At 31.8% G+C, this 24,988-nt stretch carries 17 protein-coding genes; 8 read left to right on the forward strand and 9 right to left on the reverse strand.

Going from position 1 to position 24,988, the window contains the following annotated elements; all coding sequences use genetic code 11:
- The first annotated feature begins 39 nt into the window (after positions 1–39).
- From ACMOUI_RS12875 to hdcA, 4 genes are all read left to right on the forward strand, one after another.
- Positions 40–1,002 carry an aromatic acid exporter family protein gene (locus ACMOUI_RS12875; protein ID WP_418966098.1) on the forward strand — a complete coding sequence of 321 codons (963 nt, stop codon included), beginning with the start codon at positions 40–42 and terminating at the stop codon, positions 1,000–1,002.
- 61 nt (positions 1,003–1,063) lie between these two features.
- The gene (locus ACMOUI_RS12880; RefSeq protein ID WP_418966099.1) at positions 1,064–2,527 is read left to right on the forward strand and encodes a basic amino acid/polyamine antiporter; all 1,464 of its coding nucleotides are present in this window, start codon (positions 1,064–1,066) and stop codon (positions 2,525–2,527) included.
- Positions 2,528–2,544: 17 nt separating this feature from the next.
- The gene (gene ctlX / locus ACMOUI_RS12885) at positions 2,545–3,468 is read left to right on the forward strand and encodes a citrulline utilization hydrolase CtlX (protein WP_418966100.1); all 924 of its coding nucleotides are present in this window, start codon (positions 2,545–2,547) and stop codon (positions 3,466–3,468) included.
- A gap of 18 nt (positions 3,469–3,486) precedes the next feature.
- The gene (hdcA, locus tag ACMOUI_RS12890) at positions 3,487–4,365 is read left to right on the forward strand and encodes a histidine decarboxylase, pyruvoyl type (protein ID WP_418966101.1); all 879 of its coding nucleotides are present in this window, start codon (positions 3,487–3,489) and stop codon (positions 4,363–4,365) included.
- Positions 4,366–4,415: 50 nt separating this feature from the next.
- Here the strand turns inward: hdcA and ACMOUI_RS12895 are convergent, their stop codons facing one another.
- The gene (locus ACMOUI_RS12895; protein WP_418966102.1) at positions 4,416–6,494 is read right to left on the reverse strand and encodes an HD domain-containing phosphohydrolase; all 2,079 of its coding nucleotides are present in this window, start codon (positions 6,492–6,494) and stop codon (positions 4,416–4,418) included.
- Positions 6,495–6,750: 256 nt separating this feature from the next.
- Here ACMOUI_RS12895 and gap point away from each other — a divergent pair, with 256 nt between their 5' ends.
- Together gap and ACMOUI_RS12905 are read left to right on the forward strand one after the other, a co-directional pair.
- Positions 6,751–7,758 (forward strand): type I glyceraldehyde-3-phosphate dehydrogenase, encoded by a 1,008-nt coding sequence (gene gap / locus ACMOUI_RS12900; protein ID WP_418966103.1) that lies wholly within the window; start codon positions 6,751–6,753, stop codon positions 7,756–7,758.
- A 109-nt stretch (positions 7,759–7,867) separates the two neighbouring features.
- Positions 7,868–9,067, forward strand: a complete 1,200-nt coding sequence (locus tag ACMOUI_RS12905; protein ID WP_418966104.1) for a phosphoglycerate kinase — start codon at positions 7,868–7,870, stop codon at positions 9,065–9,067.
- Between the two features lie 243 nt (positions 9,068–9,310).
- Here ACMOUI_RS12905 and ACMOUI_RS12910 read toward each other — a convergent pair whose 3' ends face one another.
- From ACMOUI_RS12910 to ACMOUI_RS12925, 4 genes are all read right to left on the reverse strand, one after another.
- Complete coding sequence (locus tag ACMOUI_RS12910; RefSeq protein ID WP_418966105.1) at positions 9,311–10,720, reverse strand: hypothetical protein; 1,410 nt, start codon at positions 10,718–10,720, stop codon at positions 9,311–9,313.
- An 18-nt stretch (positions 10,721–10,738) separates the two neighbouring features.
- Entirely contained in the window at positions 10,739–11,707 is a 969-nt protein-coding gene (locus ACMOUI_RS12915; protein WP_418966106.1) for a type I phosphomannose isomerase catalytic subunit, read from the reverse strand.
- Positions 11,708–11,844: 137 nt separating this feature from the next.
- Entirely contained in the window at positions 11,845–13,710 is a 1,866-nt protein-coding gene (locus ACMOUI_RS12920; protein WP_418966107.1) for a bifunctional metallophosphatase/5'-nucleotidase, read from the reverse strand.
- Between the two features lie 2 nt (positions 13,711–13,712).
- Complete coding sequence (locus ACMOUI_RS12925; protein WP_418966108.1) at positions 13,713–14,837, reverse strand: YibE/F family protein; 1,125 nt, start codon at positions 14,835–14,837, stop codon at positions 13,713–13,715.
- A gap of 145 nt (positions 14,838–14,982) precedes the next feature.
- Between ACMOUI_RS12925 and ACMOUI_RS12930 the strand changes: the two genes are divergently transcribed.
- Together ACMOUI_RS12930 and ACMOUI_RS12935 are read left to right on the forward strand one after the other, a co-directional pair.
- Positions 14,983–15,132 carry a hypothetical protein gene (locus ACMOUI_RS12930; RefSeq protein WP_418966109.1) on the forward strand — a complete coding sequence of 50 codons (150 nt, stop codon included), beginning with the start codon at positions 14,983–14,985 and terminating at the stop codon, positions 15,130–15,132.
- Between the two features lie 116 nt (positions 15,133–15,248).
- Positions 15,249–15,809, forward strand: a complete 561-nt coding sequence (locus ACMOUI_RS12935) for a HutD family protein (RefSeq protein ID WP_418966110.1) — start codon at positions 15,249–15,251, stop codon at positions 15,807–15,809.
- Positions 15,810–15,953: 144 nt separating this feature from the next.
- Here the strand turns inward: ACMOUI_RS12935 and ACMOUI_RS12940 are convergent, their stop codons facing one another.
- The 4 genes from ACMOUI_RS12940 to ACMOUI_RS12955 all read right to left on the reverse strand — a co-directional run bounded on the left by ACMOUI_RS12940 (position 15,954) and on the right by ACMOUI_RS12955 (position 24,846).
- Complete coding sequence (locus tag ACMOUI_RS12940; protein WP_418966111.1) at positions 15,954–20,915, reverse strand: hypothetical protein; 4,962 nt, start codon at positions 20,913–20,915, stop codon at positions 15,954–15,956.
- Positions 20,916–20,943: 28 nt separating this feature from the next.
- Entirely contained in the window at positions 20,944–23,643 is a 2,700-nt protein-coding gene (locus ACMOUI_RS12945) for a hypothetical protein (RefSeq protein WP_418966112.1), read from the reverse strand.
- Positions 23,644–23,706: 63 nt separating this feature from the next.
- On the reverse strand, positions 23,707–24,138 hold the full coding sequence (locus tag ACMOUI_RS12950) for a hypothetical protein (RefSeq protein WP_418966113.1): 432 nt from the start codon (positions 24,136–24,138) through the stop codon (positions 23,707–23,709).
- Positions 24,139–24,165: 27 nt separating this feature from the next.
- Positions 24,166–24,846 carry a hypothetical protein gene (locus ACMOUI_RS12955; RefSeq protein WP_418966114.1) on the reverse strand — a complete coding sequence of 227 codons (681 nt, stop codon included), beginning with the start codon at positions 24,844–24,846 and terminating at the stop codon, positions 24,166–24,168.
- Between the last annotated feature and the right edge of the window lie 142 nt (positions 24,847–24,988).

Raw genomic sequence — 24,988 nt, forward strand, 5'->3', positions numbered from 1 at the left:
GTGTCATAGATAGTAATTTTATTCTTTGGAGGAGCTTTTATGATATTTGATAAGTTAAGTACCTATGACAAGCATAAAATTTTAAAAAATATGTTCGCTCCTTATGTCGCTGTTCTTATTGCACAATATCTCTCCTTGGAATATCAGTATGCCGCTGCTACCATCTGTATTTTAAGTTTGGAAAGCACGAGAAAGGCTTCTTTAAGGAGCTCTCTTGAACGAGTTTTAGCCGCTTCTTTCGGCTTAATTCTATCCGCTACCACAATTAAATTATTTAGATTTAATCCCATATCATTGGTTATATTTACAGCTATTTTTATGCCTCTTTGTATTCGTTTTAACTTAATGCAGGGATTTTTTACCAATATTGTTTTAGCTACACACTTTTTACTTGATAAAAATGTATCACTCATATTTGTGTTTGATCAATATCTACTTCTTTTGGTTGGAGTTCTCTGTGCTATACTCTCCAATCTCTATATGCCTAGCCAGAACAATGAGATTATATCTCAACTGGAAAAGATTGATTCAACTATGAGAGATATTATCTTTGACTTTGCTAAAGCCTTAAAATATAAGGCAGTTTCACTGAGACAGGATGAGCTTTTTGAAGAACTAAAACTCAATTTAGATGACTGTAAAAATTTAGTAGAAATGGAGAAAGAAAATAGCTTTTTTTTTAAAAGTGTAGATATCTCCAAAAACTATTCTCTAAAATTTTCAGAGTATATAGTTCTTTTAAAAATTAGAGAGTGCTTTAATAAAATCTCTACAGATATTTCAGTAACATCTGAACTAGCCATAATTTTAAGGGATTTAGCAACCTTAAATTCCAATAGTTACACATACCATATGCTTCTAAAAAGAATTAAGCACTCTGAAAATCGATTTAAAAAAGATATCAGTGAAAAAAACTTAAATATTGAAAATAAAGCTACCTATTTTTTACTTATAGAAAATATCAAGGAACTTATAAGGTTTAAAATAAAAAATATTTTTTAAAGGAAACTTGAATGTTTTCTTTAACAATATCATAAATTAATTTTTTTAAGGAGGGTTTAAAATGGCTGATGATAGTAAAAAACTTGGTTTAGTGGCTCTTACCGCTGTCGTTATCAGTGCTATGATTGGTGGAGGAGTGTTTAATCTACCTCAGAATATGGCTCAATCGGCTGGGGCTGGAGCTATTATTATTGCTTGGGTTATAACAGGGCTGGGAATGTGGTTTGTTGCCAACACATTTAGAATCTTGGCAGAAGCTAGACCAGATGCAACAACGGGAATCTATGCTTATGGTGAACTTGGATTCGGAAACTTTACTGGTTTCCTTATGGCTTGGGGTTATTGGATTTGTAACTGTTTTGCCAATATCGGTTATGCAGTTTTACTAATGGACTCTTTAGATTATTTCTTCCCTGGATATTTTACAGGTGGAAATAACTTTAACTCAGTTATCGGTGGTTCACTGGTTATATGGATAATATACTTTATTGTTCTCGCTGGTGTTAAGGGAGCAACTTCTTTAAACACTATCGGAACTATTGGTAAACTTGTTCCAATAGTATTATTCCTATTAATCACTGCATTTGTATTTAAAGTTGGCTTTTTCTTCACTAACTTCTGGGGTACTGAAACTATCACTTATCTTGCCGATAAACCTCTTGGCAGTCTTTTAAGTCAAGTAAAAAGTACAATGCTTGTTACTCTTTGGGTATTTATAGGAATAGAGGGTGCAGTTGTTATATCAGATAGAGCTAAAGATCAAGCAGAGGTTGGAAAGGCAACTCTTTTAGGATTTTTAGGATGTTTAATTCTTTATACTTTACTTTCTTTACTTCCTCTTGGACACTTCTCTCAAGGAGAACTTTCAACTATGGCAGCTCCATCAACAGCAGCTGTTTTAGGTGGAATTGTTGGACAGTGGGGAGATTGGTTAATGAATATTGGAGTTATGATAGCTATTCTAAGCTCTTGGCTTGTTTGGACTATTATGCTTGCTGAACTTCCATTTGCTGCTGCTAAAGGTAAAACTTTCCCTAAGGCTTTTGCTAAAGTAAATAAAAATGATTCTCCATCATTTTCACTACTTATTTCAAGTATTATTATGCAGATAACTATGATTGTAGTTTACTTCTCTAACAACGCTTGGAACTTAATGTTAAGTATCACTGGAGTGATGGTTTTACCTTGTTATATAGTTTGTACTGCATATCTATGGAAAATCGCTGCAAAAAATGATAACTACCCAACTAATATATTTGCAAGTAGAAAAAATGCTGAAATAACAGGTCTTTTAGGAACAATCTATGGTCTATGGCTTGTATATGCTGCTGGATTAAACTATATGCTTCTTGCTGCTGTTATCTATGCTATTGGTATCCCATTCTTTATGAGAGCCAGAAAAGAGTTTGATCCAACTAATCCTGAATTTAATAAAGAGGAAAAAGTATTTTCAATAGTTTTGTTTATTCTTGGAATTTTAGGATTGATATATTTAATTATGAATTATAAAGCTTTATTAGGATAATGAAAAGGGATGAGAATATGAATAATAGTCAAATAACAGATAGGGTTCTTATGATTAAACCTGTTCGGTTTTACTATAATGCCCAAACTGCTGTTAACAACGCTTATCAAAAGGATCTTCAAGAGGACCCTAATTTGGTGGAAAAAAGAGCTTTAAATGAGTTTGATTCACTTGTTAATAAAATGAAAGATGTTGGAATACATGTAAATGTTATTCAAGATACGTCTACACCATATACACCTGATAGTATTTTTCCAAATAACTGGTTCAGCTCGCACTGTGATAACACGCTTATTGTTTATCCCATGTTTGCTGAAAATAGACGATTGGAAAGAGTTAAGTTTCTTCCAACTTTAAAAAATCTTTTTACACACCCCATAGATGTGATAGATTTAACCTCTTTTGAAAAAGAGAATAAATTTTTAGAGGGAACTGGAGCTTTGGTTTTAGATAGAGTCAATAAAATAGCCTATTGCTCTCTTTCTCCAAGAGCAAATGAGGATGTTTTAAGTGAGTTTTGTAAAATAACAAACTATAGATCAGTTAAGTTTCATTCTACTCAAAACTTCAACAATAAAGAGACACCCATATACCATACAAATGTAATGATGGGTGTCACTGAGAATTTTGTTGTCATTTGTTTAGATGCCATAACTGATTCCAATGAGAGAGAGAATGTTAAAACTTCAATAATAAACTCTGGAAAAGAGATTATAGATATCTCTTTAGATCAGGTTTTAAAATTCTGTGGCAATGTTTTAGAGTTAAAAAACTCTCAGGGAAAACGTTATACACTTATGTCTGAAACGGCTTTTAATGGCTTTACTAAGGAACAGATAGATGTGATCAAAAAAAGTTCTGAAATTATATACTCTGATATCTCTACCATTGAAATCTATGGTGGTGGATCTGTAAGATGCATGATCGCTGAACTTTTTTAAAATAAAGGAGGAACAAATATGAGAATTGACAAAACAGCTATTAGTTTTTATGAGGATTATTGTGATGGATATGGAGCTCCTGGCTCAACAGGAAATGGATATGTTTCTGTTTTAAAGGTTTCTGTAGGTACAGTTCCTAAAACAGACGATATTTTAATAGATGGTATCGTCGCTTATGATAGAGCTGAGGTTAATGATGCTTATGTAGGTCAGATAAATATGTTAACAGCTTCATCTTTTTGTGGGCTTGCAGGTCAAGTTTGGGGATATGATTTAGCTAGACATGACTCAATTGCAGATGACTCAAATCCTACAGTTTTGGAGGTTCCACAATTTGATGGTTCTGTCTTAAAAGTATATGATGCTAAGCCTCTTTTAGAAGCTGGAGTTGAACTTTTCGGAACTGAATCTAAAAGAAGATTCACTCCTTTACCTGGTTCTCATATGATTTGTGCCAACAAAGGAGTTACAGCATATAGACCCACTGAAAACAGAGAGTTTAAAGAGAATGAGGGATATGGTGTTTGGTGTTTTATAGCAATATCTATAGCTAAAGACAGAGATAAGGATGCAAGTCTATTTATAGAAGACGCTGGAATTTGGACTGAAAATGATAATCCAGAGGATTTAAAAAAATTCTTAGAGGATCACAGAAAAGCTATTGTATGGTCTGTTGTTGAGTGTGGAAAAGATTCCCATGTAGCATATGATAGAACATACGTAGGTTTCGCTTACACTATTATGAAACCTGGAGAGATTGGTACATCATTAACTTGTGGTCCATACGTTACTTTAGCTAGAAAAGCTATCCCTGAAAAAGGTTTTGGAGAGTTAAATAATTTAACTCTTTCTCAATGGTTAGATGTTCAAGGATTAGAACCAATTGTGGTAAAATAGATTTAAATAATATAAAGAAAAGGGATAGTTAAACTATCCCTTTTTATATATTAAACATCTGAATTAAAAAGTCTTTCAAATTTAAACTCATTCTCTAAGAACACTTTCACTATATCTGGATCAAAACTTTTCCCACTCTCACTTTTTATTATCTCAATAGCTCTCTCATGGGTAAACCCCTCCTTATAGACTCTTTTTTGCCTCAGAGCGTCATACATATCCACTATGGTCACTATTCTTGCTTCCAGTGGAATATCCCCTCCCTTTAAACCATAGGGATAACCCGTTCCATTCCATTTTTCATGATGATACCTAGCTATATTTTCAGCCATTACACTGACTCCTGATTTTTTTATTATCTCATAACCTATTTCAGGATGGGTTTTTATTACCTCAAACTCCTCATCTGTTAATTTTCCCGGTTTTTTTAGTATACTTCTATCTATTCCTATTTTTCCAACATCATGCAGTGAAGCAACTTTTCCTATCTCTTCATAAAACTTTTTATTACATCCCAACTTAACTGCCAGTAGTTCAGAATATCTATTTAATCTTTTTATATGATTTCCTGTTTCTAGATCATTAAACTGATTTACAGCTTCTAATGCCGAAACTAAAGATAACATTAAATCTTCATATTTTTTCTTTTCAAGCAAATTTTTTCTACCTTTATATAGTAAAATCAAACTCAATAGTAAAAGTCCAGCTGAAAATATCAACATCTTTTTTGACTTATCTGTTTGATAACTATTTTTTTCTAAATACATATTTTTGCTCATATTTTCATTTAAAAAACTTACTGATATATCTTTTAAAGCTTCAGAAAGTTCACTCTGATTCCCCTTTACAACCATGGAGACATCATATTTTTTATCTGGGATACCCGCTATTTTTATCTCGCTATCATATCCACTGTTATAGAGCTTATTACTTAAAATTTTATGGTCACAAATACCATAATCAACCTCTTTATTTCTAACTTTCTCTATTGCTTCATCTATATCTTTTACATATACAAAGTTTTCTGATTTTATAAATTTCTTTAGATAACTTATATAGTAGGAGTTTTCCACAACCGCAAATCTCTTTGTTCTAGCTTCAGCTAGATTATTTATAAATCCATCCTCCTTTCTATTGAATATAACAGGTATCAATGTATAGTATGGATTTGTATAGTTTCCACTCTCCTTTAAATCACTTTCAGGTATTGACGCTATAGCTATATCACCACTTTGCCAACCTCTCTCCTTGGAATAAAATATCTTTCTAATCTGAATATCCAATATATTCTCTACATCATTTAGATATTCAACAGCCAGTCCCTTCTCTATCCCATTCTCCATATAATAGAGTGGGTAATTGCTTTTTTCACTGGGAAAAACTACTTCCACTGTCTTTCCTTTTAAGCCTATATATTTATCTTTAAATCTATCTCTGTAAAACTCTCTTCTGGAACTACTTATCATATTTTTTAAAGCCTCTGGTGATATTCCATCAAAATATTTTTTCAACTCTTTATAAAGTTTTTTTTCTGTCTTAGGAACCGCTAAGGTTGTGACCATTATAGGTATTCTATTCAGTTCAATCTTTTTAATATTATCTTTAAACCCATATTGATTATCTGCAACAAATCCATCTATCTCTTTATTTTTCAACATCTCGACCCCTTTTTCACGGGTTTTGATATCCACTATTTCAAGATTTAAGAAGTCATATCTATCTAAAAACTCCTGATCTAAATATGAACCCTTAATAATTCCAACTCTTTTTTTATAAAAGTTGGTTATATCAATATACTCACTGTTTAAAAAATATATATTTGCCTTTAAATAAAAAAAGGTAGGAATGAAGTAGTACTTCTGTCTTCTCTCTTCATTTTCTACCAGATCCATTATTAAGCTATCTTTTCCCTTTTCCATATCTAAAATTAGATTAGTATCCAACTCCTTTAATTTTAGATTCATTTTTTTATCTTTATTTATATCTTTGAATATTTTAGGATATAAACCTTTGTATTCATCTTTATCTTTATAAAAGAAAAAACTATTTTCATTTTCCAATAAAATTGTATGCTCTTCTCCCAATAAACCAGTATATAATAAAAGAGAAAAGAGTATAATTTTGAGCATCTATATAATCTCCCCCCAATTTCTTTTTTTCAATTATACTATAATTTTAATGAAAAAGTAATCATAAAAAGATTAATTTTAGTTCCCCTGAATAAATTGACAAATTAGGCAAGATAATATATCATTAAGACATAAACAAAAGCATTTTAGAAAAAAAGAAAAAGGAAATACAAGATTTTCTAGTATTCCATACAAAGATGTACAATTATTTATTGAACTTAATTTAAAAAAAACATAAATTTTAGGAGGTTTCCAAATGGCAGTTAAAGTAGCGATTAATGGATTCGGAAGAATTGGAAGATTAGCATTAAGATTAATGATCAACAACCCAGAGTTTGAAGTGGTAGCAATAAACGACTTAACAGACGCAAAAACTCTTGCTCACCTTTTCAAATATGACTCTGCACAAGGTAGATTCAATGGAACTATCGAGGTTATCGAAGGAGGATTCTCAGTTAACGGAAAAGAGATTAAAGTTTTAGCTGATAGAGATCCTAAAAACTTACCATGGGGAGAGTTAAACGTAGACGTTGTTCTTGAGTGTACTGGATTCTTCACTTCTCAAGAGAAAGCTGGACTTCACTTAGAAGCTGGAGCTAAAAAAGTAGTTATCTCTGCACCTGCAACAGGAGATTTAAAAACTGTAGTATTCAACGTAAACCACAACATTTTAGATGGTACAGAGACAGTAATTTCAGGAGCTTCTTGTACAACTAACTGTTTAGCACCAATGGCTAAAGTATTAAATGATGAGTTCGGAATCGTAGAAGGATTAATGACTACAATTCACGCTTATACAAATGACCAAAACACATTAGATGCACCACACGCTAAAGGAGATTTAAGAAGAGCTAGAGCTGCTGCTGCTAACATCGTTCCTAACACAACTGGAGCTGCAAAAGCAATTGGATTAGTTATCCCTGCATTAGCTGGAAAATTAGATGGTTCTGCTCAAAGAGTACCAGTTATCACTGGATCATTAACTGAGTTAGTAACTGTTTTAGAGAAACCTGTAACTGTTGCTGAGATCAACGCTGCTATGAAAAAAGCTGCAAATGAGTCATTCGGATACACTGAGGAAGATTTAGTATCTTCTGATATCATCGGAATCGAGTTTGGATCATTATTTGATGCAACTCAAACAAGAGTTATGACTGTTGGAGATAAGCAATTAGTTAAGACAGTTTCTTGGTATGATAACGAGATGTCTTATACTGCTCAATTAATCAGAACTTTAAAGTACTTCGTAGAAATTTCTAAGTAATTAGAGCATCTAGGAAAAACAGAATAAACAGAATAGCGGAACTATATAGTTCCGCTTTTTTTTAAGAAAATATAAGTAATTTATAAAAATTTTGGGAGGTTCATACAAAATGGCAAAGAAAATTGTAACTGATTTAGACGTAGCTGGTAAAAAAGTTTTAATGAGAGTTGATTTTAACGTTCCTATGAAGGATGGAAAAATCACTGATGAAAACAGAATAGTAGCTGCTTTACCAACTATAAAATATGTTTTAGAAAATGGTGGAAGAGTAATAGCTTTCTCTCACTTAGGAAAAGTTAAAGAGGCTGCTGACTTAGAAAAGAGAAATATAGAGCCTGTTGCTAAGAGATTAGCTGAGCTTTTAGGACAACCTGTAACTTTTATCAATGCTACAAGAGGAGAGGAGTTAGAAAAGGCTGTTGCCAACTTAAAAGATGGAGAGATTCTAATGTTCCAAAACACTAGATTCGAAGATTTAGATGGTAAAAAAGAATCTAAAAATGATCCAGAGTTAGGAAAATACTGGGCTTCTTTAGGAGACCTATTCGTTAATGATGCATTTGGAACTGCTCACAGAGCTCACGCTTCTAACGTTGGAATTGCTGCTAACATTGGAGAAGGAAACACTGCTGCTGGATTCCTAATGGAAAAAGAGATCAAATTTATCGGTGGAGCTGTTGATGCACCTGAGAGACCTCTAGTTGCTATTTTAGGAGGAGCTAAAGTTTCTGATAAAATTGGAGTTATTGAAAACTTATTAGTTAAAGCTGATAAAATCTTAATCGGTGGAGCTATGATGTTCACTTTCTTTAAGGCTTTAGGAAAGAATACTGGAAAATCTCTTGTTGAAGAGGATAAAGTTGAATTAGCTAAATCTTTATTAGAGAAAGCTAATGGAAAAATCATTTTACCTATTGATACAGTAGTTTCTAAGGAGTTCTCTAATGATGCACCTCATTCAGTTGTATCTGTAGATGCTATTCCTGCTGATGAGATGGGATTAGATGTAGGACCTGCTACAGTTAAGTTATTTGCTGATCAATTAGTTGGAGCAAAAACAGTTGTATGGAATGGACCTATGGGTGTATTTGAGATGCCTAACTACGCTAAAGGAACTATTGGAGTTTGTGAAGCTATCGCTAACTTAGAGAATGCTACTACTATAATCGGTGGAGGAGACTCTGCTGCTGCTGCAATCTCTTTAGGATTTGCTGATAAGTTCTCTCACATCTCTACTGGTGGAGGAGCTTCTCTAGAGTATTTAGAGGGTAAAAAATTACCAGGTGTAGAATCTATTTCTAACAAATAATAAAAATTAAGACTACCACATTAATTTTTAAGACAAATGGGATGTTATCACACATCCCATTTTTATTTTATATTTTTTTGACAATAAAAAAGAACTCCGGGGGGGTGGAGTTCTTCTGGAATTTTCTCAAATATATATTAGGGGGGATATATTAGAGAAAAGGATTTGTACGTATAGAGTACCATTTTTTCCTATCTCTGTATATATACTTTTTTTATTATTTTTCTCTTCAGAAAAAATACATTATATATTTTCAAGATTTTCAAATCTCTTATCTAAAACATACTCTATAAAGCATCTTTGAATCTCTCTTAAACTCAGTGTATTAACTTTTCTTAAATTCTTTATACTGTAACTCTCTGTATCAGATATTATTAAATCATAGCTCTCTATCTCTTTTTTACTCTTAAATCTAAACTCTAAAAAAGATTCAGTTGTGAAGGTTATTTTGGGATAAAAAACTTTTAATGATTTTATCACTCTTTGGCTATACTCACTATTTATATCTCTTGAAACGCTCAAAACTCTAAACCCTTCCACATACTCCTCTGTCATAAAAAAGTTTGTTATACATCCTGCAAGTCTCAGTATGTCAGAGTATATCATCTCTATGTTCAGCTCTTTTAAAACTCTTTCCACTATCTCTCCCAATCTTTTACATCTTTTAGAGTTGGGACTTTTTCTAACCCATAGGACTCCATATTTTTTATCTAAATATCCTATAGCATAGCAAGTGGAAAGTTGACTTTCCAACTCTTTCCCCTCTTTTTCAGTGAGTTTGAAAATCTTTTTTATTCTATTTATAAATTTTTCATAGCTCTCTTTAATAGGAATATCCAAATCACAATTGTACTTCACCTTCAATACCACACTTGTTAAAAATTTTTTAAATCCAGGTGTTAACTCTATTGGAAATTCTATACTATTTAAATCTGAATATATCTTCTCGTACTCCTCATGCTCCTCTATTCTATTTATCTCATATTTAATTGGACCTTTCATTTTTTCAATAATACCCATAGCGTAGATTGCATAGAAAGAGAATATAGATTTTTTTAGATTGAACTTCTCTGTAACACTACTATATATCTCTAGGTAAATCTCCTCTTTTAGTATTGTTATCTCCTCTAAAAGTTCCTTTCTCTGTCTGGATAAAAACTCCCTATCTATAAGTAGTTTCATCATTTTTTCACAAAGTATATTATATAGATTCCCAACATTTACCTCTTTTAAAAAAATTCCCTTAGAATTTCTAGATTCTACCTCTATACCTCTCTCCTCTAAAAACTCCCTCACTTTTTTTAGATCTTTTATAGCTGTAGTTCTTGAAACTCCCATCACTTGTCTCTCTTTTTCTAAGTTGATAAATCCATCTAAAAGCAATCTTATACAATATATATCCTGTCTCTCTCTCGATGATAGAATGTCTAATTTTGAAAAAAATTCTGAAAATTTTTCATCTTTATTTTGTAAACTATATGCATTGTTTATCTTTCTTATTGGGTCTAGCCCTCTCTCTTTTAAATACTCATTTAAAACATTTACATTTCTCTCTATAGAGTTGATGTCTAAATCCACATACTTCGTTATCTCATCTATCTGGATATCTCCATGCAACAAAACTTTTAGCAGTGCTATTGCTTTATTTGACATATACCATCCCCCTACTTTTTATATGTAACTTTTCATAATCTCCAATTTCCCACTAATCTCTACTGACATCTTAGCTGGTACAAAGTATGTATCTCCCTTTTTAACCTCATACTCTCTATTCTCTGCCTTTAATGTTCCCTCTCCATCAAGTATTGAATAGATTTTAAAATTTTTATAAGCTCTATCACTGAAGTTTCCATCTATTAATAATCTATCAATTGAGAAATACTCTCCTCTGATTAACTCCTCAACCGTTGCATCTTGCTCTTTTATCTTCTCTCTAGAGCTCTCTGAACTTATTTTTACCTCTTTTCCAAACTCAATTACATCCATAGCTTTATCTAAGTGTAGCTCTCTTTTTACTCCATTTACCTCTCTATCAAAATCATATATTCTATATGTTGTATCTGAGTTCTGCTGTATCTCACATATCAGTATAGATCCCTCTAAAGTTCCATGAACAACACCTGGTTTAACATCTATAAAGTCCCCTTTTTTTACATTGACCTCATTGAATAAACCTGTAAAATCTTTTTTATTAACTTTTTCCAAATATATCTCTGGTGTAATCTCTTTTTTTAATCCCAAAATTAGCTTTGCATCTGAACTAGCTTCCATCACATACCATACTTCACTTTTTCCAAACTCTTTTTCCACTCTTAAAGCATACTCATCACTTGGGTGAACCTGTACAGATAGTTTATCATTTATATCTAAATATTTTATTAAAAGTGGAAACTTATCTCCATATTTTTCAACGATCTCATCTCCAACAAGGTCTTTTCCAAACTTTGTAAAAATACTCTCTAAACTTTCTCCCTCTAACTCTCCATTTTCAACATATGACATTCCAGCAGGGTGACAACTCACTTCCCAAGACTCTCCATATAGTTCATCTGTTGGTAAATCAAATCCCAAAGTTGTTTCGAATCCTCTTCCACCCCATACTTTTTCAACTAAATTCTTTTTAAATTTTAATAGATACATCTTTCCCTCCTATAACTTGCACCAATCTTATATATTCCATATATTATTTTTTTAATTCCATTTATTGTAACGTGATTTATCAAAAAAGTAAACAAAAAAAGAGGAAAAAACTTTCCTCTTTTTCGCTTTTTTTCCTATTATAGGTTATTAATGTTTATGGATTGAACATTTAACGTTCTTCCATCTTCAGACATAGGTATTTTTATTTCACCTGTCTTAATCTTCTCAATAACTTCAGCTTTTCCAGGGACATTCTCATCAAAACCGATTATTTCCCAGTTGTTATCAACCTTAGGGTTTAGCTCTCCCTTTAGATTTTCTTGTACATATCTTACAATTAAATCCCTAATTCTTCCACCATCTTGTAACTCCTCATATGAGTCATAATATTTGTCCTTATCTGTTACAAGTCCTAAGTTCATAAGTGTTCCGAATCTATAGTTATTTACAGCCACTTTATATGTTTTATTTGGATCTATTGGTTGCCCATTTATTGTAGCATCAACGATTCTCTCTCCAGCTGGCTTAGAGATATCCACCTTATAGTTCACTCCATCAAACATATCATAGTTATATCCTCTAACTTTTGGGTTGAATGATATTGTTACATCTCCAGGCTCTGTTTGGTTGTAGTAAGCCATTGACCACTCCATATATTTTAAAAGATTTTCTCCAGTCATATTTACACCCATTAAAGTATTTGTATACTTATAGATAAATGCCACATCTTTCTTTTTAAAGTCTCCTGCATTTAAATTGGAATTAAAGTTAAATATAGCTGCTGCTGAAACGTCTGACTTAGCATAGTGATTTTGCACTTCATTTATTAACTCAATTATAGCGTTATCTTGAAGTTGAGATGTAGGCATTGTTGTAACCTTATCCTCACCAGTTATATAATCTGCTCCCTTTATAAACTTACCATTAACTTTTCCAACTACCTTATTTGCATCTTCTCTTGACTCATCATGAACATTTTTAAACTGATCTAACATACCTTTATCAGCTTCAACATCCTTAGTTTCAACGTTTTTAGCTACGATATCTTTAATCTCCCACTTACCATCTTTTTTTACAACTTTAATCTCACCATTTGAAACTCCCCATCCATAAGCCCCTGGCTCAAGAACTGTTGTTCCATTTACATCTGTCACATATCTAGCATGTTCATGACCAGCAAATATAAGGTCAAACTGAGGATAAGCTTCTGCTAAATCAAAGGCTCCAGTTTTTCCATACTCATCTTTTCTTCCTAAGTGGAACGCTCCAACAAGTACATCATATTTTCCTTCTAACTCATCTAAAGTCTCTTTTACTGCTGTCATAGGATCCTCAAAAGTCAATCCTTTAAAATGCTCTGGTGCTGATGCTTCCCACATAGGTACATGAGGAGGGATTCCTCCAACTAAAGCTACTTTTACCCCTTGAATATCATAGATTTGATATGGTAATACAAACTTTGATCCATCATCTTCATTCTCTATATTTACAGATATAACAGAACCTTTAAAGTTTTTAACATTTCTTAATAGAAAATCCTTTTCAAAGTTAAACTCATGATTTCCTAAAATCCAAGCATCATAGTCCATTGTATTCATAGCTTCCACCATAGGGTGAGTCTCTAAGTTATTGAATAACTCTGCACTATTATCTTGAACAGTATCCCCTATATCCATTAATATTAAGTTTGGATTTTTCTCTCTTAAATTCTTTACGATTGTGTAAGTTTTTGCAAAACCAGCGCTCTTATCTTCAGAATCGATTCCATACTCATAGGGATATATTCTTCCATGTACATCTGATGTAGCTGCAAATGATAGAGTTACCTCATCTGGACCAGCCTCTCCCTTTTTAATAACTTTTTTTTCCAGGTTAAGTTTATTCTCCTTATACTCTTTAACCTCTGTGTTTGTTGCTGTTTTAGGTGCTTCCTCTTTCTTTCCACAACCTATTAAAGCCATAGATAAAAGAACCCCTAAAACTAAGAATTTAGTGCTTCTCACTATTATTCCTCCCCTTTTCTTTTTATTAATAATATTGAAACAACTGCAGTTACTGGTACAGTCGCTATTATACCTATACTTCCAGCCAAAGCATTTACAATCTCTATGGCTATAGCTGGAATATTTATAAACTGTTGATAGACCATTCCATATCCCCAAATCATCATCATTAAAGGTAATGAACCCCCTGCAAATGCAAGTATCAATGTATTTATCATAGTTCCAACTATATCTCTACCGATTATCATGGCTGAATTAAATAGCTCTCTAGATGTGAGCGTTTTTTTATGTTGATATATCTCATTTACAGATGAAGATATGGACATAGCCACATCCATAACAGCTCCTAAAGAAGCTATCAGGATGGATACAAATAGTAACCCTTCAATCTGTAACTTAAAATCTCTAGTTATATATAGAAGTTGTTGTCCCTCAGACAGATTTAATCCACTCAATCTCATTATCTTTCCAAAACCAAAAGATATTAATCCTGCAATGGTTATTCCACTTATAGTTCCAATTATAGCTGAATATGTTTTTCTATCATATCCTCCTATAAGAAGAAAACTTACTACTATTATAATAGATGACAATAGTATTGACGTTGAAATTGGATCAACACCCTTAAAAAGTAGTGGAAGAAGCACATATATTATTACTGAACCTGTAAAAATTAGTGCTAAAAGAGATTTTAATCCCTTCATTTTTCCTAGGAGCAAAACAGCTCCTATAAATATAGCCGCCAGAAAGTAGATACTTCTATCTCTCTTTAAATTATATAACCAAACTGTAGTTTTATCGTTTTCCTCTCTCACAGTAAAAATAGCTTTTAGCCCTGTGTTGGCATAAACATTGTGAAGAGCACTCAACGAGTTATAAACTTTGAAAGTTTCCCCTCTATGTTTTCCCTCTAGAATCTTTACTTCTAAGTTCTGTCCTCCTCTAAATTTCCCCTTCATAACAGGATCTTTCATCAATTCCTCATCTATAACTTTAGTCACTTCACCTTGAACGAACTCCTGAGGAAACTTTGTTTTTCCCTTTAAATCCACACTTAATTTTGGTGAATAGATTGCCATTATAAAAATGGATATAACTACTAATATCGGTAATATTTTCTTTTTCATTTTGACCTCTTGTTCTATTAAAAATCATTTTCACTAAAAATTATAACATTTTTTTTAAAAAAAGTCTCTTTTTTGTTTGACTATTTCATAAAATTTTTGTATTATTATATGTGTACGATTAAAACTTTTTTAGTGAGGTGTAAAGATGCTGGAGAGTAACATAAAAGAACTACTAAAAGGTAAAACTGTGGATGAACTATTAGATTTGATAATCTTAGGACTGGAAGCTACTAATGAAGGTGAGTCTGTAATTAATACTTTTAAAAATGAAAAACCTCTTATGGAGATCGCTTAATAACTCTCTCAATAGATTCAGAGAGTTTTTTTTATTTTTTGTAAATTTATCCTTGATTATTTGAAGTTTATGAGCTATATAAGTATTGAGAATATCTTCAATATATGGAGGGCACTATGGATTATAAAATTGTTAGAAAAGAAAATCAAAAAGAACATCCTTGGACTGGTGGAATTTCTAGAGAGCTATATATATATCCCGATGGTTCTACCATTGACAGTCTATTTAATTTTAGAGTTTCAACTGCAAGTGTAAATCCTGGAGAGTATAACTTTACAGCTTTTAAAAGCTACAAAAGGCTACTTGTTCTTCTTTCAGGAAGTCTTAAATTGGAGATTGATGGTAAAAACTACTATTTAGAACCTCTTTCTCATATATTTTTCTCAGGTGACAGCCACACTAGTAGCTCTACAGATAAAAAATGTGTTGATTTTAATCTAATCTATAAGGATAATGTTGAGCTTTTAGATTTTAAAATCATAGAAAAAGATTTTGTAGGTAAATCCCTTTCATCAAAAGCTATCAATATTTTCTATAATTTAGGAGATAGTAGACACGTCCTTATCAATAATAATGAATATATCTTAAACTTTGGAGATACTCTTATTGCCTGTGGAAACAACTTTCAAATTGAGGAGGATGGAGAAGGTATTATACTCTCTCTAAATATAAAATAAAAAAGCCCATTTTAGGGCCTTTTTATTTTAAGCTATATTTCTCATGAACATCAAAGTAAGTAAAATTAGCATAGTTATTGTGATTTTATCTTCCAATTTAAAACTCCTCCTATTTTTACTAATCATCATATTTTATCACTTCCCTTACTTTTTTTCAAATATATCTCCTATGTTCATTCTAAATCTTATATACAACCCTTGATTAAGCTCCCCTGTGGGATCAAAATCTCTATCCTTAAAGCCCACTATATTATAGCCTAAAGATAACCAGAGATTACTTTTAAATATATGCCCCACTTCAAAACCTATTCCATAATCAGAGTTTTTATCACTATCAAAAATTGTAGACATATTGATTCCAGTGGTCCAATTTTTATATATATTATAACTTAATCCTCCTGCAATCAAATACGCTGTATAATTACTTTCAATCTCTTCATATACTGTGTCTATATTTTTTACTCCAAAAGTTAATGTTCCATCAAACTCCGTATTAAATCTATAGTTGTGTGAACTTCTTAAAATATTTGCTATTTGCTTATAGTTATCATCAATTATATTTTTAGAATAATTTAGTTCATACTTATTTAAAGAGTTATATCTACTACTTTCACTCTCTCTATATGCTAATCCTAAAATTAATCTATTCTCTTGCTCTATATCTCCCTCAGTATAATACCTATTTTTCCCTATAAAATATAAACTCTCTGTTATTTTTTTTCCATAACCAACCTTACTTAAAAATGAGCTTTCATCACCAAACTCAAACTCTAAGTCCACTTTCATTCTACTTAGATTATCAATTTCATAATCTCCTCCAACTGTTATTGAAGTTAACGATTTTCGTTTTGTCTCCTCCTCCCCAGAACTATAGTTTTTTATAATTGGATCTATCCTTTCAAATGTTCCATAAATAGTTAATCTCTCTGTTATTTCAAGCTCTTTCTTTACCCCATATCCAACTTCTGGTAAAACTCCTCCATCCTCATTTTTCTCTCTATATTCTGAAAAAACCTCACTATCTAAATAGCTTTTAGTTTTTACCCCTATTAAAGTTCTATTACTATCGTCCTCTGGCTCAATATAATATTCATCCTCCAAATTAGATATAAACTCCTGTCTCACATAGACAGTGGTTTCCTCATTAACATTGTAATCAACTCCACTGGCAACTCTTTTTTTATCAGTTAATAATATGTCTTGTTCATACTCTAAAAACGCCTTTAAAAAGCTATATTTTTCAGGTGCCCAAATTATTTTTGCTCCTAGCGTATTCACCTCTTTTTGCTCAAGAGATTCACTTTTATAGTAGTGTCTACTTCCAATTTCATATATAAAATCTGTTTTTTTAGCAAATTCCAGCCCTAAATACACATCTCTTTTTTTATATCCTCCTCCCTCCAGTTCATCTTTTAAGAACTCTGTTTCGAATTTTAATATATTTTTATTTAAAAACTCATATTCCGCTTCAATATCTATACGCTCTATTCCTTGGGTCAACTTTGAATCTGGATTGTAATAACCTGTATCTGATTTTTCATAATTGGCTTCCAATGCTATACTCTCATTTTCATATTTATAGAATATAGAACTACCATTTCCAGACCCCTTTTCTTGGTCATTTGTCTGTGAAGTTTCTATTATTAAGAGATTTTTTTCATCGTCATATAAAGCGTATATCCCCTTCATCTCATACTCATCTATTGAGTTTTCATCCTTAACATAACTTCCACCTAGCAAGATTTTATCTTTAATTTGATGCTCTACATTTGCTCCATATACCCAGTGTTTATTTCCATTATCTCCCTCTACCTCATAGTTTACTTTTATAAATATGGGATTAAAATTCAAATCATAACTCATTATTGGTTCCGAAAAATAGATTCTTCCTAAATTGTAATCAATGGAGTAGTCTTGCCCTCTACTCAAAGGCATCTCTGAAATAACTCCTCCATTATCTCTGCTATATACAATAAGTTTAATCTCTTCACTTCCCTCTAAGATATCTCTATTGGAAAGTGTATATGGTCCTGAAACCCCTCTTCCTTGAAACTCATCTACCACTTTTTCACTACTTGTTTTAGCTATAAAAGTGTTTAATCGAGTTTTCTTCTCATTTATCTCTGTTGAAACACCAGTTAGAGTTCTAGAATATTGATTTAATCTCAATCTATTATCAAATAGATTGGATGTTTTATAATCTCCATACATCACATATGATTCTCCACTATCAACCTTTATATAGAGATCATCCTTGGATTCTCCCACATATCCTTTTATGGAGTTATCCCCATAGATTGGATAGTAGTCCTCTGGATCTTTATATGCAAAAAATTTCTCGTTCTCTTTAGCGCTGTCATAGGTCATTGTCAAATAGTATTTATCTTTTATATGTCCTTGTGCAAAGAGAGCACCTCTATAATAAATTTTATCTCTATATAGATTATTTACCTTTTTTTCAAAGAAGAAATTTTCAGAGCTATTCCCTTTAAAATTTAATCTTCCCTCTAAAATTCCATTGATAAATAACTCCTCAGTTTTACCATATAGTTCAAACTCAAACTCCTTCTCAATATTCTCTAATTTTGTCATAAATTTTACATTTTGTTTTCCAGGTTTAGTTTTAAATTTTAAAACTTTTTCCTCATTTGGTGGTATTGTTGTCTGAATTCCCTGTATCTCCTTTCTATCATCAGAACTTAGCCACTCCCCTCCTCCAGATTCCAATATAGACACATTTAACATATGGGGTATAGCCAATCCATTTTCATCCGCTCCCTTAATGATAAAACTTTCTACTCCATCCTCTTCATTTTCATCCTTTGGAATTTTTTTTAATACAACTTGAGATAGCTCTCCCCTTACTAAAACCTCTTTTTCTACAGATCCTCTCTCTATTCCAAAAGGGTCTAAAAAACTAACCTTTACTATATTTTTACCCTTTTCCAATTTCACTGAGGAATACTCCAAAAAAAATAGTGAGTTTAAAGCTGAACTAGCTCTTAAACCAATATGACTGATATCGACATTTTTTCCATTTATATATAGTTCCACTCCTCCACCTGAGGGTGCTTTTATTTGAAATGTCATATTTTCTGGAACAACATCTCCATTGGAGATATTTATTATATCTAGGGAGTTATCCATACTCTCTATTGAACTTGTTATCTCCTCTGCTGAAAGTACATTTAAACTCTCCCTTAAGTTCTCTACTATAACTTTTTTCTCCTTTTTATTTCCCTCCTCTTTAACGCTCTCATCTTTTTCAAATTCAACAATCTCTATATCATTTATTGTCCCTGTTTTACCTAGCTCCTTCCTTTCCACAACTGATGGAGCTCCTTTAAAAGACAACTCTTTACTTTCTACGCTATATATATACTCCTTTATTTTTTCCTCTAACTTTTCTTTTCTTTTCATTATTTTTTCAATAATCTCTCTCTTCTTCTCTCTATTCTCTATATAAAAAGCAAAATCTGCAGCATAGAGCTGAGCCTTTTTTAAGTCAATAAACTGAGACTCTCCATTTTCACTATGCTTAGTTGTCAATTTCACTCCTTTTATCCCTTTTATTAAACTTTTTCTATCAATTTTTCCTATATGGGTTGTGGCATCCTCACCATATATGCTATACTTTCCATTTTCATCAGTTATAGCAAAATCCCCATTTTCTAAAAATATCTTTATTCCTGGAATTGCTATATCTTTTTGTCTATCATATATATTGTTACCATCTAAATCTAAATAGACAACTCCCAATATTATCCCTTTTTCTGAGAAGTTTTCACTATCAACATCAATTGTTGCTGATGCTGTATTTGATTCTAAAATTGGATTTACAAAGTTATCACCATATATAATAGCTCTGTTTACATTTTTTCCATGTTTAGATGTAACTCCTACACGAACAATATACTCTATTGTTAAAAGAGATTTTTGAAACTCCCTTTGATTAAAGTCAATCTCAAAAGAAAAGCCATTACTCTCTTGATTTTTTATATTTTTTACAATACCATCACTAACTTTAACACTCTTCTCTATTAACTTAAATCCTCTTGGAAGAAAATCTTTAAATAAAAATTTTTTCAAATTGTCCTCTTTAGATACTCTAACCTCCAAAGTATACTTTAAAAGGTCACCTACTCTTACCCGTTTTTGTTCAGATTTTTTTTCCAAAAGTATCTTATTTTGAGATTCTAAAATAGCTTTATTAGTTACTCCACCATAGTTTGTATCCCCTATCAAAACACCCACAGTGAACTCTCCCTCTTTTGAACCTCCTATCGCCTTACTTCCAATACCTTCAACCTCTACTGTAACCTCTCCTAAAATTAAGAGTTCCTCTGAATAAAAACATCTATCTTTATCACTCCAGTAGAAATTTATTTGTTGATTTTGTATCTTTCCTTTAACCTCTCCTATATACATACCCCTATAGTCCATTTTTAAACGAATCTTCTCTTTTAATATATTCTGAAATTTTATATCTAGCTTAGTTTTTACAACACCTGTAAAATCCAGATACTGTAGTGATTCATTATCTATATTTGGTTCTACAAAAATTTTATTCTCAATAGTAAGCTTATTTTTTACCTCACCTAAACTCTGCCCATTTTCAAAGGCTTCTAAAGAAAATTCACCCTCTTTTAGATTTACAGTATTCTTTAAATTTGATCCAATTGATGTAATTTTATATTTTTTTCCTCCCTCTATTTTCACTGGTTTTGTTTGAAATTGATTTTGAGGATCGTTTTCTAAACTGACTTCACTTCCATCCCCCTCTTGAATAAAAAAATCTATTGTAGTTGGATAAAAAGAAGTATACATTTTTTTCTTAAAATAGAAAAATGAGGTATCATAATTTTCTAAATTTAGCTCACCCACCGTTATAATTTTATTTTCCTCACTTAAATATTGCTCCCTAATATTGGTTATATGCTCTTTGAAATAAAGCTCTTTATCCCTAACCTCCACCTTCACTTCATTACTGATCTTTTGAAAATTTGAGGTAAATAGATAAGCTATATTGAAAACTGTATTGGAATAAGTTCTAAAATTAAAAAAAAGGAGAATCAATAAAAATGAGAATAATTTCATTTTTTTCATATTGACCCTCCTTTGATTATATTTTAAACTATGGTTTTGCTGGTACTGAATCTATTTTTACTTGGAAATATAGAGCCGCTTTTTCATTTGGTTTTAATGTCCCAACATTAGCAATTATCTCTCCTCTTTTTCCAGTTTCTGGTTGAGTTTCAGCAACTTTAAATGAACTTGTTGTTCCTTGAGCATCTGTCACTATATATGATGCCTTATAGGACACACCCTCTCCCGCTCCTGTTCCTGACTGAATAGTTGTAAAGTATGGAACAGTATCTTTTATTTGAACATTTTTAGCATCCACTAATCCATTATTTTTAACTTCGATTCTATAGTATATAGTTTCTCCTGGACTTGCTTTTTGTGTAGTAGTTACATATGTTCCTCCCGCAGATAGCTTTTGTCCTTTAATTATTGTTAAATCTTCAGCTAAAACGGTAGTTGAATCTGTTGCTACAGTCACTATTGCTGGAGTTGAATATGTTCCCAATGTTACATCTGGTCTTATTGTTGTAACATTTGTAACTCCTGCAGGTGCACCAATTGGCACTGCAACTCTAGCAAATATTTTTACCTCTTGTCCTGGAGTTAATCCACCAATTGTAGCGAAATCTCTAAATGGTGTATCAATTCCTATATCAAATATTCCATTTCCATTACTATCTAAGAATATCTCTGTAGCCCATTGAACTAAACTTTCTGTTGTTATAATATTAATCTCACTTGCCGCTCCATCTCCCTCTAAAACATTACCATTATTTCTAACAGAATGTGTATAGATAACTTGTCCGCCTGCATAAGTTGAACCCGTATTATTTGGAGTTATTGAGACATTTCTAATTGCATTTATTGTTACAGAATCATATTTTATATCTCTAGCACCTGTTGTTACAGATGTAACTCTGAAATATAGAGGAACTGTCTTTGCAGTCGTATTAAGCGCTATTGAAACTTCAGCATCTACTCTTTGGCTACCTTTTGGCAGTATTGGTGATGTTGATGTAACTTCAACGTCTCCACCTATCTTAAACTTAACAGAAACACCGTTTGGTAAATTTTGATCCGAAAAATCAGCCTTTGTACTAACCTCTAACTTAAATGTGTCTGTTATATATGAACTTGTATTATTAACATATAAAACAAAATTTCCTTTTTGTCCTGGATTTAAAGATATTTGAGTTACTGGAGATTGCTCCGGTCCTAACCCATTTCCTGGTGCATTTATGTTTGTTACTAAATCTTGATTATTTGTTAAGTCAACTGTTGCTGCTGTTAAGCTTGTTAAAGTATCAAGAGCATTTACATTATATGTTGGTGTATGAGTACTTGTAGCAATTTTTTTAACAGTATAACTACTTTGTAAATTAGTTATATTATTTGGCAATTGTGCATATAGAATTACATTTACAATCTCATTTTTTGCTACTAACCCTGTATCAACTATTCCATCTCCATTGTTATCCAATATTGGTTTTTCATCTTGTCCTGGAGTTTGAAGAGCTAATCTAAATGTTGTTCCTGCTGGGAAGAACTTATCTGCTATTGTCAAATTATATATCTCTGGTGCATTTGCTGTATTTTTAAAGACATTGACAAATCTTAATTCCTGTCCAGCTTGAGCATTGTTTATTGTATCTCCTGTAAATGTTGCTCTTACATATTTTAAAATTGTATATGTTACAGTATTTGATTCTTTACCTTTAATCGGATCTGTTTCTTCACCTGATTTAAACTCATATGTTGCCTTATTTGTTACTGATCCTATATCCTCTCCCTCTTTTACTAAAACTTTAAATGATAAAACTCCATCTTTAGAGTCAATCCCTTTATTTCCTGGTACTTGTTTAACTGTAAAGTTTACAGTATCAGTTCCTGTTCCGTCTGAATTTTTCTTATCTACCTTATAAACTATACCTCCTTGATCATAGTTATCTGTTATTGCTACTGCTGTATCTGTATTATAATCTTGCCACTTAGCACTATTTTCTACATAAGTGAATTTAGTGTTTAATATATCTGATAATATCGCATCTTTTGCATAAGTTGGAGAATCGTTATACACTTTTAAATATACAGTTATCTCTCTATTCATGTCTGAAGCTCCTGAAGCTGAACTTAAAGCTTTATAAACTCCCACATTAGCTTTTGCTGTAAATCTAATCTCCTCTGCCGCTGTATCATATTTTGAGCCATCCCCTTTACTTGTAGCTGTTAATGTTGATTGTATTGGTGTTGTTTCATTTGTCTCTGTTTTTACTCTTACTATGATACTTTGACTTGCCCATGGACCTATGTCAGTGATAGTGTATTTTCCATTTACTGGTACTATCTCAGCTTCTCCATCCTCTAAAACACCATTGTTATTTGCATCTAAATACATTTTTACTGATCTTCCCGCATATGTATGAGTGATATCAAAGCTATCAATTCCATTTCCATAGTTTGTTAAAGTATGATTAAATAGTGCGTCTTTTCCCGCTGTTACCTCAACCATTCTATCTGGATCTAAAGCTAATGCGTATGTTTGATTGATTGTTGTAAGTACAATATTAGATTGTAATAACTTATTTGTTCCACCAAGAGTTTGGTATGTCAATGTTGCCTGGTTTCCTATATCGTAGTTTGCAAGTGGAATATCATCTCTCACTGATGCCATTGCAGAACTATAGGTAACCGCTCCTAAAAGCGAAGTGGCAACTAAAAGCGACTTAAATTTAGCAATTTTTTTCTTCATACGTCATCTCCCTCTGTCTACTTAGTATCGAAAGAATACTTAAAAATTTTATTTTTCTCTAAACTATTCACCTCCATTTAATTTAACTTGCATTTGAAACTCAGCTTTCTCTCCTGGTTTTAACTCAGCAACATTCCACCCTACACCTTTATAGCTAGATAGTTCCACTGGCTTTCCATCAACCTCTATTGGGTATGGATAATAATCTCTTCCATTTATACTAACTAAATAATTACTTGGTTTCCCTGTATCTGGAACTATAGTTGTTCCTGCGGGAACTGGAATTGTCGGATTGAGATTTTTTATAGCCTCTTCCTCTTGGTTATCTATTGTAAAGGTATATTCTAAAATATCCCCCGGAGATACATTTTTTGCCTCAACTTTTTCTACACCACCCTTGTCATTTTTCATAATTTTCATACTTCCAAGATGTGTTTTTACCTCTGCAAAAACCGTTGACACTATTAAAATAAATAGCACTAATATTTTTTTCATAATACTCTCCTCCTAAATCATTTATTCTTAATTATTTTTTAATAACTCATCTAAATCAGAGTAAGCTTTTACCAGTGCATTGATTTCACTGAGCATCGAATCATAATTTTCCAACACAGCTCCCTGTATAAACTCCTCTTTTATTTTGTCATTTAAATATATAACTTTATTTCTTTTAAAAGATATTACCGTTTGAGTCTCTTTTGCTACACTCTCTCTTAAAACTAGATCTCTTAAATTTCTTTCTCCATCAAAAATCATAAATGTTTCAAATCTCTTTTTTTCAATCTCTTGAGGTAAAGTAATTTCAACTACTTCATTTAAAGATTTTTCCAATAGAAATTTACTTGAAAAATTATCTGTTTTATATATCCACTCTGTTGCTTTAGATATTATATTTTTGAATTGATGATAATCCACTAATAGATTATCTATAAAAATTTGTTGAGATTGCGTTTCTAAATTGATTAAAATTGCGATACTCAATACCAGCTCATTCCCTATATTTTCATATAAAATTGGAATAACTAGATCTTTTCCTGTTACAAAGGTTGTTACTGTTCCCCTTTCATTTCCTATAAATTGATAACTTAATTTTTCATTGTTAGTGTATATTTTTCCCAGTGAAGTTTTTAAGTTATCCAATTGAGTTTTTAAATTCTCTTCTAATTTCACCTCTCGATTTACACTTTGTTGTTGTGTTTTCACATCTTTATAGCTCCCCTTTTCACAGCCCAGTAAACTTAGACAAAGCAATAAAAATATTTTTTTCCTCATATAGCCCCTCCAATTTTATAATCCTGATTTTAAGTTGACAATTTTCTACCGGCGTTTTTTATCTATTCCTTTT

It is taken from the genome of Cetobacterium sp., assembly GCF_048470075.1.
Classification (GTDB): Bacteria; Fusobacteriota; Fusobacteriia; order Fusobacteriales; family Fusobacteriaceae; genus Cetobacterium_A.

What these genes read in the sequence shown, in the direction of transcription:
- ACMOUI_RS12875 (WP_418966098.1), top strand. Translation starts at nt 40, where the DNA reads ATGATATTTGATAAGTTAAGTACCTATGACAAGCATAAAATTTTAAAA.
- ACMOUI_RS12880 (WP_418966099.1), top strand. Translation starts at nt 1,064, where the DNA reads ATGGCTGATGATAGTAAAAAACTTGGTTTAGTGGCTCTTACCGCTGTC.
- ctlX (WP_418966100.1), top strand. Translation starts at nt 2,545, where the DNA reads ATGAATAATAGTCAAATAACAGATAGGGTTCTTATGATTAAACCTGTT.
- hdcA (WP_418966101.1), top strand. Translation starts at nt 3,487, where the DNA reads ATGAGAATTGACAAAACAGCTATTAGTTTTTATGAGGATTATTGTGAT.
- ACMOUI_RS12895 (WP_418966102.1), bottom strand. Translation starts at nt 6,494, where the DNA reads ATGCTCAAAATTATACTCTTTTCTCTTTTATTATATACTGGTTTATTG.
- gap (WP_418966103.1), top strand. Translation starts at nt 6,751, where the DNA reads ATGGCAGTTAAAGTAGCGATTAATGGATTCGGAAGAATTGGAAGATTA.
- ACMOUI_RS12905 (WP_418966104.1), top strand. Translation starts at nt 7,868, where the DNA reads ATGGCAAAGAAAATTGTAACTGATTTAGACGTAGCTGGTAAAAAAGTT.
- ACMOUI_RS12910 (WP_418966105.1), bottom strand. Translation starts at nt 10,720, where the DNA reads ATGTCAAATAAAGCAATAGCACTGCTAAAAGTTTTGTTGCATGGAGAT.
- ACMOUI_RS12915 (WP_418966106.1), bottom strand. Translation starts at nt 11,707, where the DNA reads ATGTATCTATTAAAATTTAAAAAGAATTTAGTTGAAAAAGTATGGGGT.
- ACMOUI_RS12925 (WP_418966108.1), bottom strand. Translation starts at nt 14,837, where the DNA reads ATGAAAAAGAAAATATTACCGATATTAGTAGTTATATCCATTTTTATA.
- ACMOUI_RS12930 (WP_418966109.1), top strand. Translation starts at nt 14,983, where the DNA reads ATGCTGGAGAGTAACATAAAAGAACTACTAAAAGGTAAAACTGTGGAT.
- ACMOUI_RS12935 (WP_418966110.1), top strand. Translation starts at nt 15,249, where the DNA reads ATGGATTATAAAATTGTTAGAAAAGAAAATCAAAAAGAACATCCTTGG.
- ACMOUI_RS12940 (WP_418966111.1), bottom strand. Translation starts at nt 20,915, where the DNA reads ATGAAAAAAATGAAATTATTCTCATTTTTATTGATTCTCCTTTTTTTT.
- ACMOUI_RS12945 (WP_418966112.1), bottom strand. Translation starts at nt 23,643, where the DNA reads ATGAAGAAAAAAATTGCTAAATTTAAGTCGCTTTTAGTTGCCACTTCG.
- ACMOUI_RS12950 (WP_418966113.1), bottom strand. Translation starts at nt 24,138, where the DNA reads ATGAAAAAAATATTAGTGCTATTTATTTTAATAGTGTCAACGGTTTTT.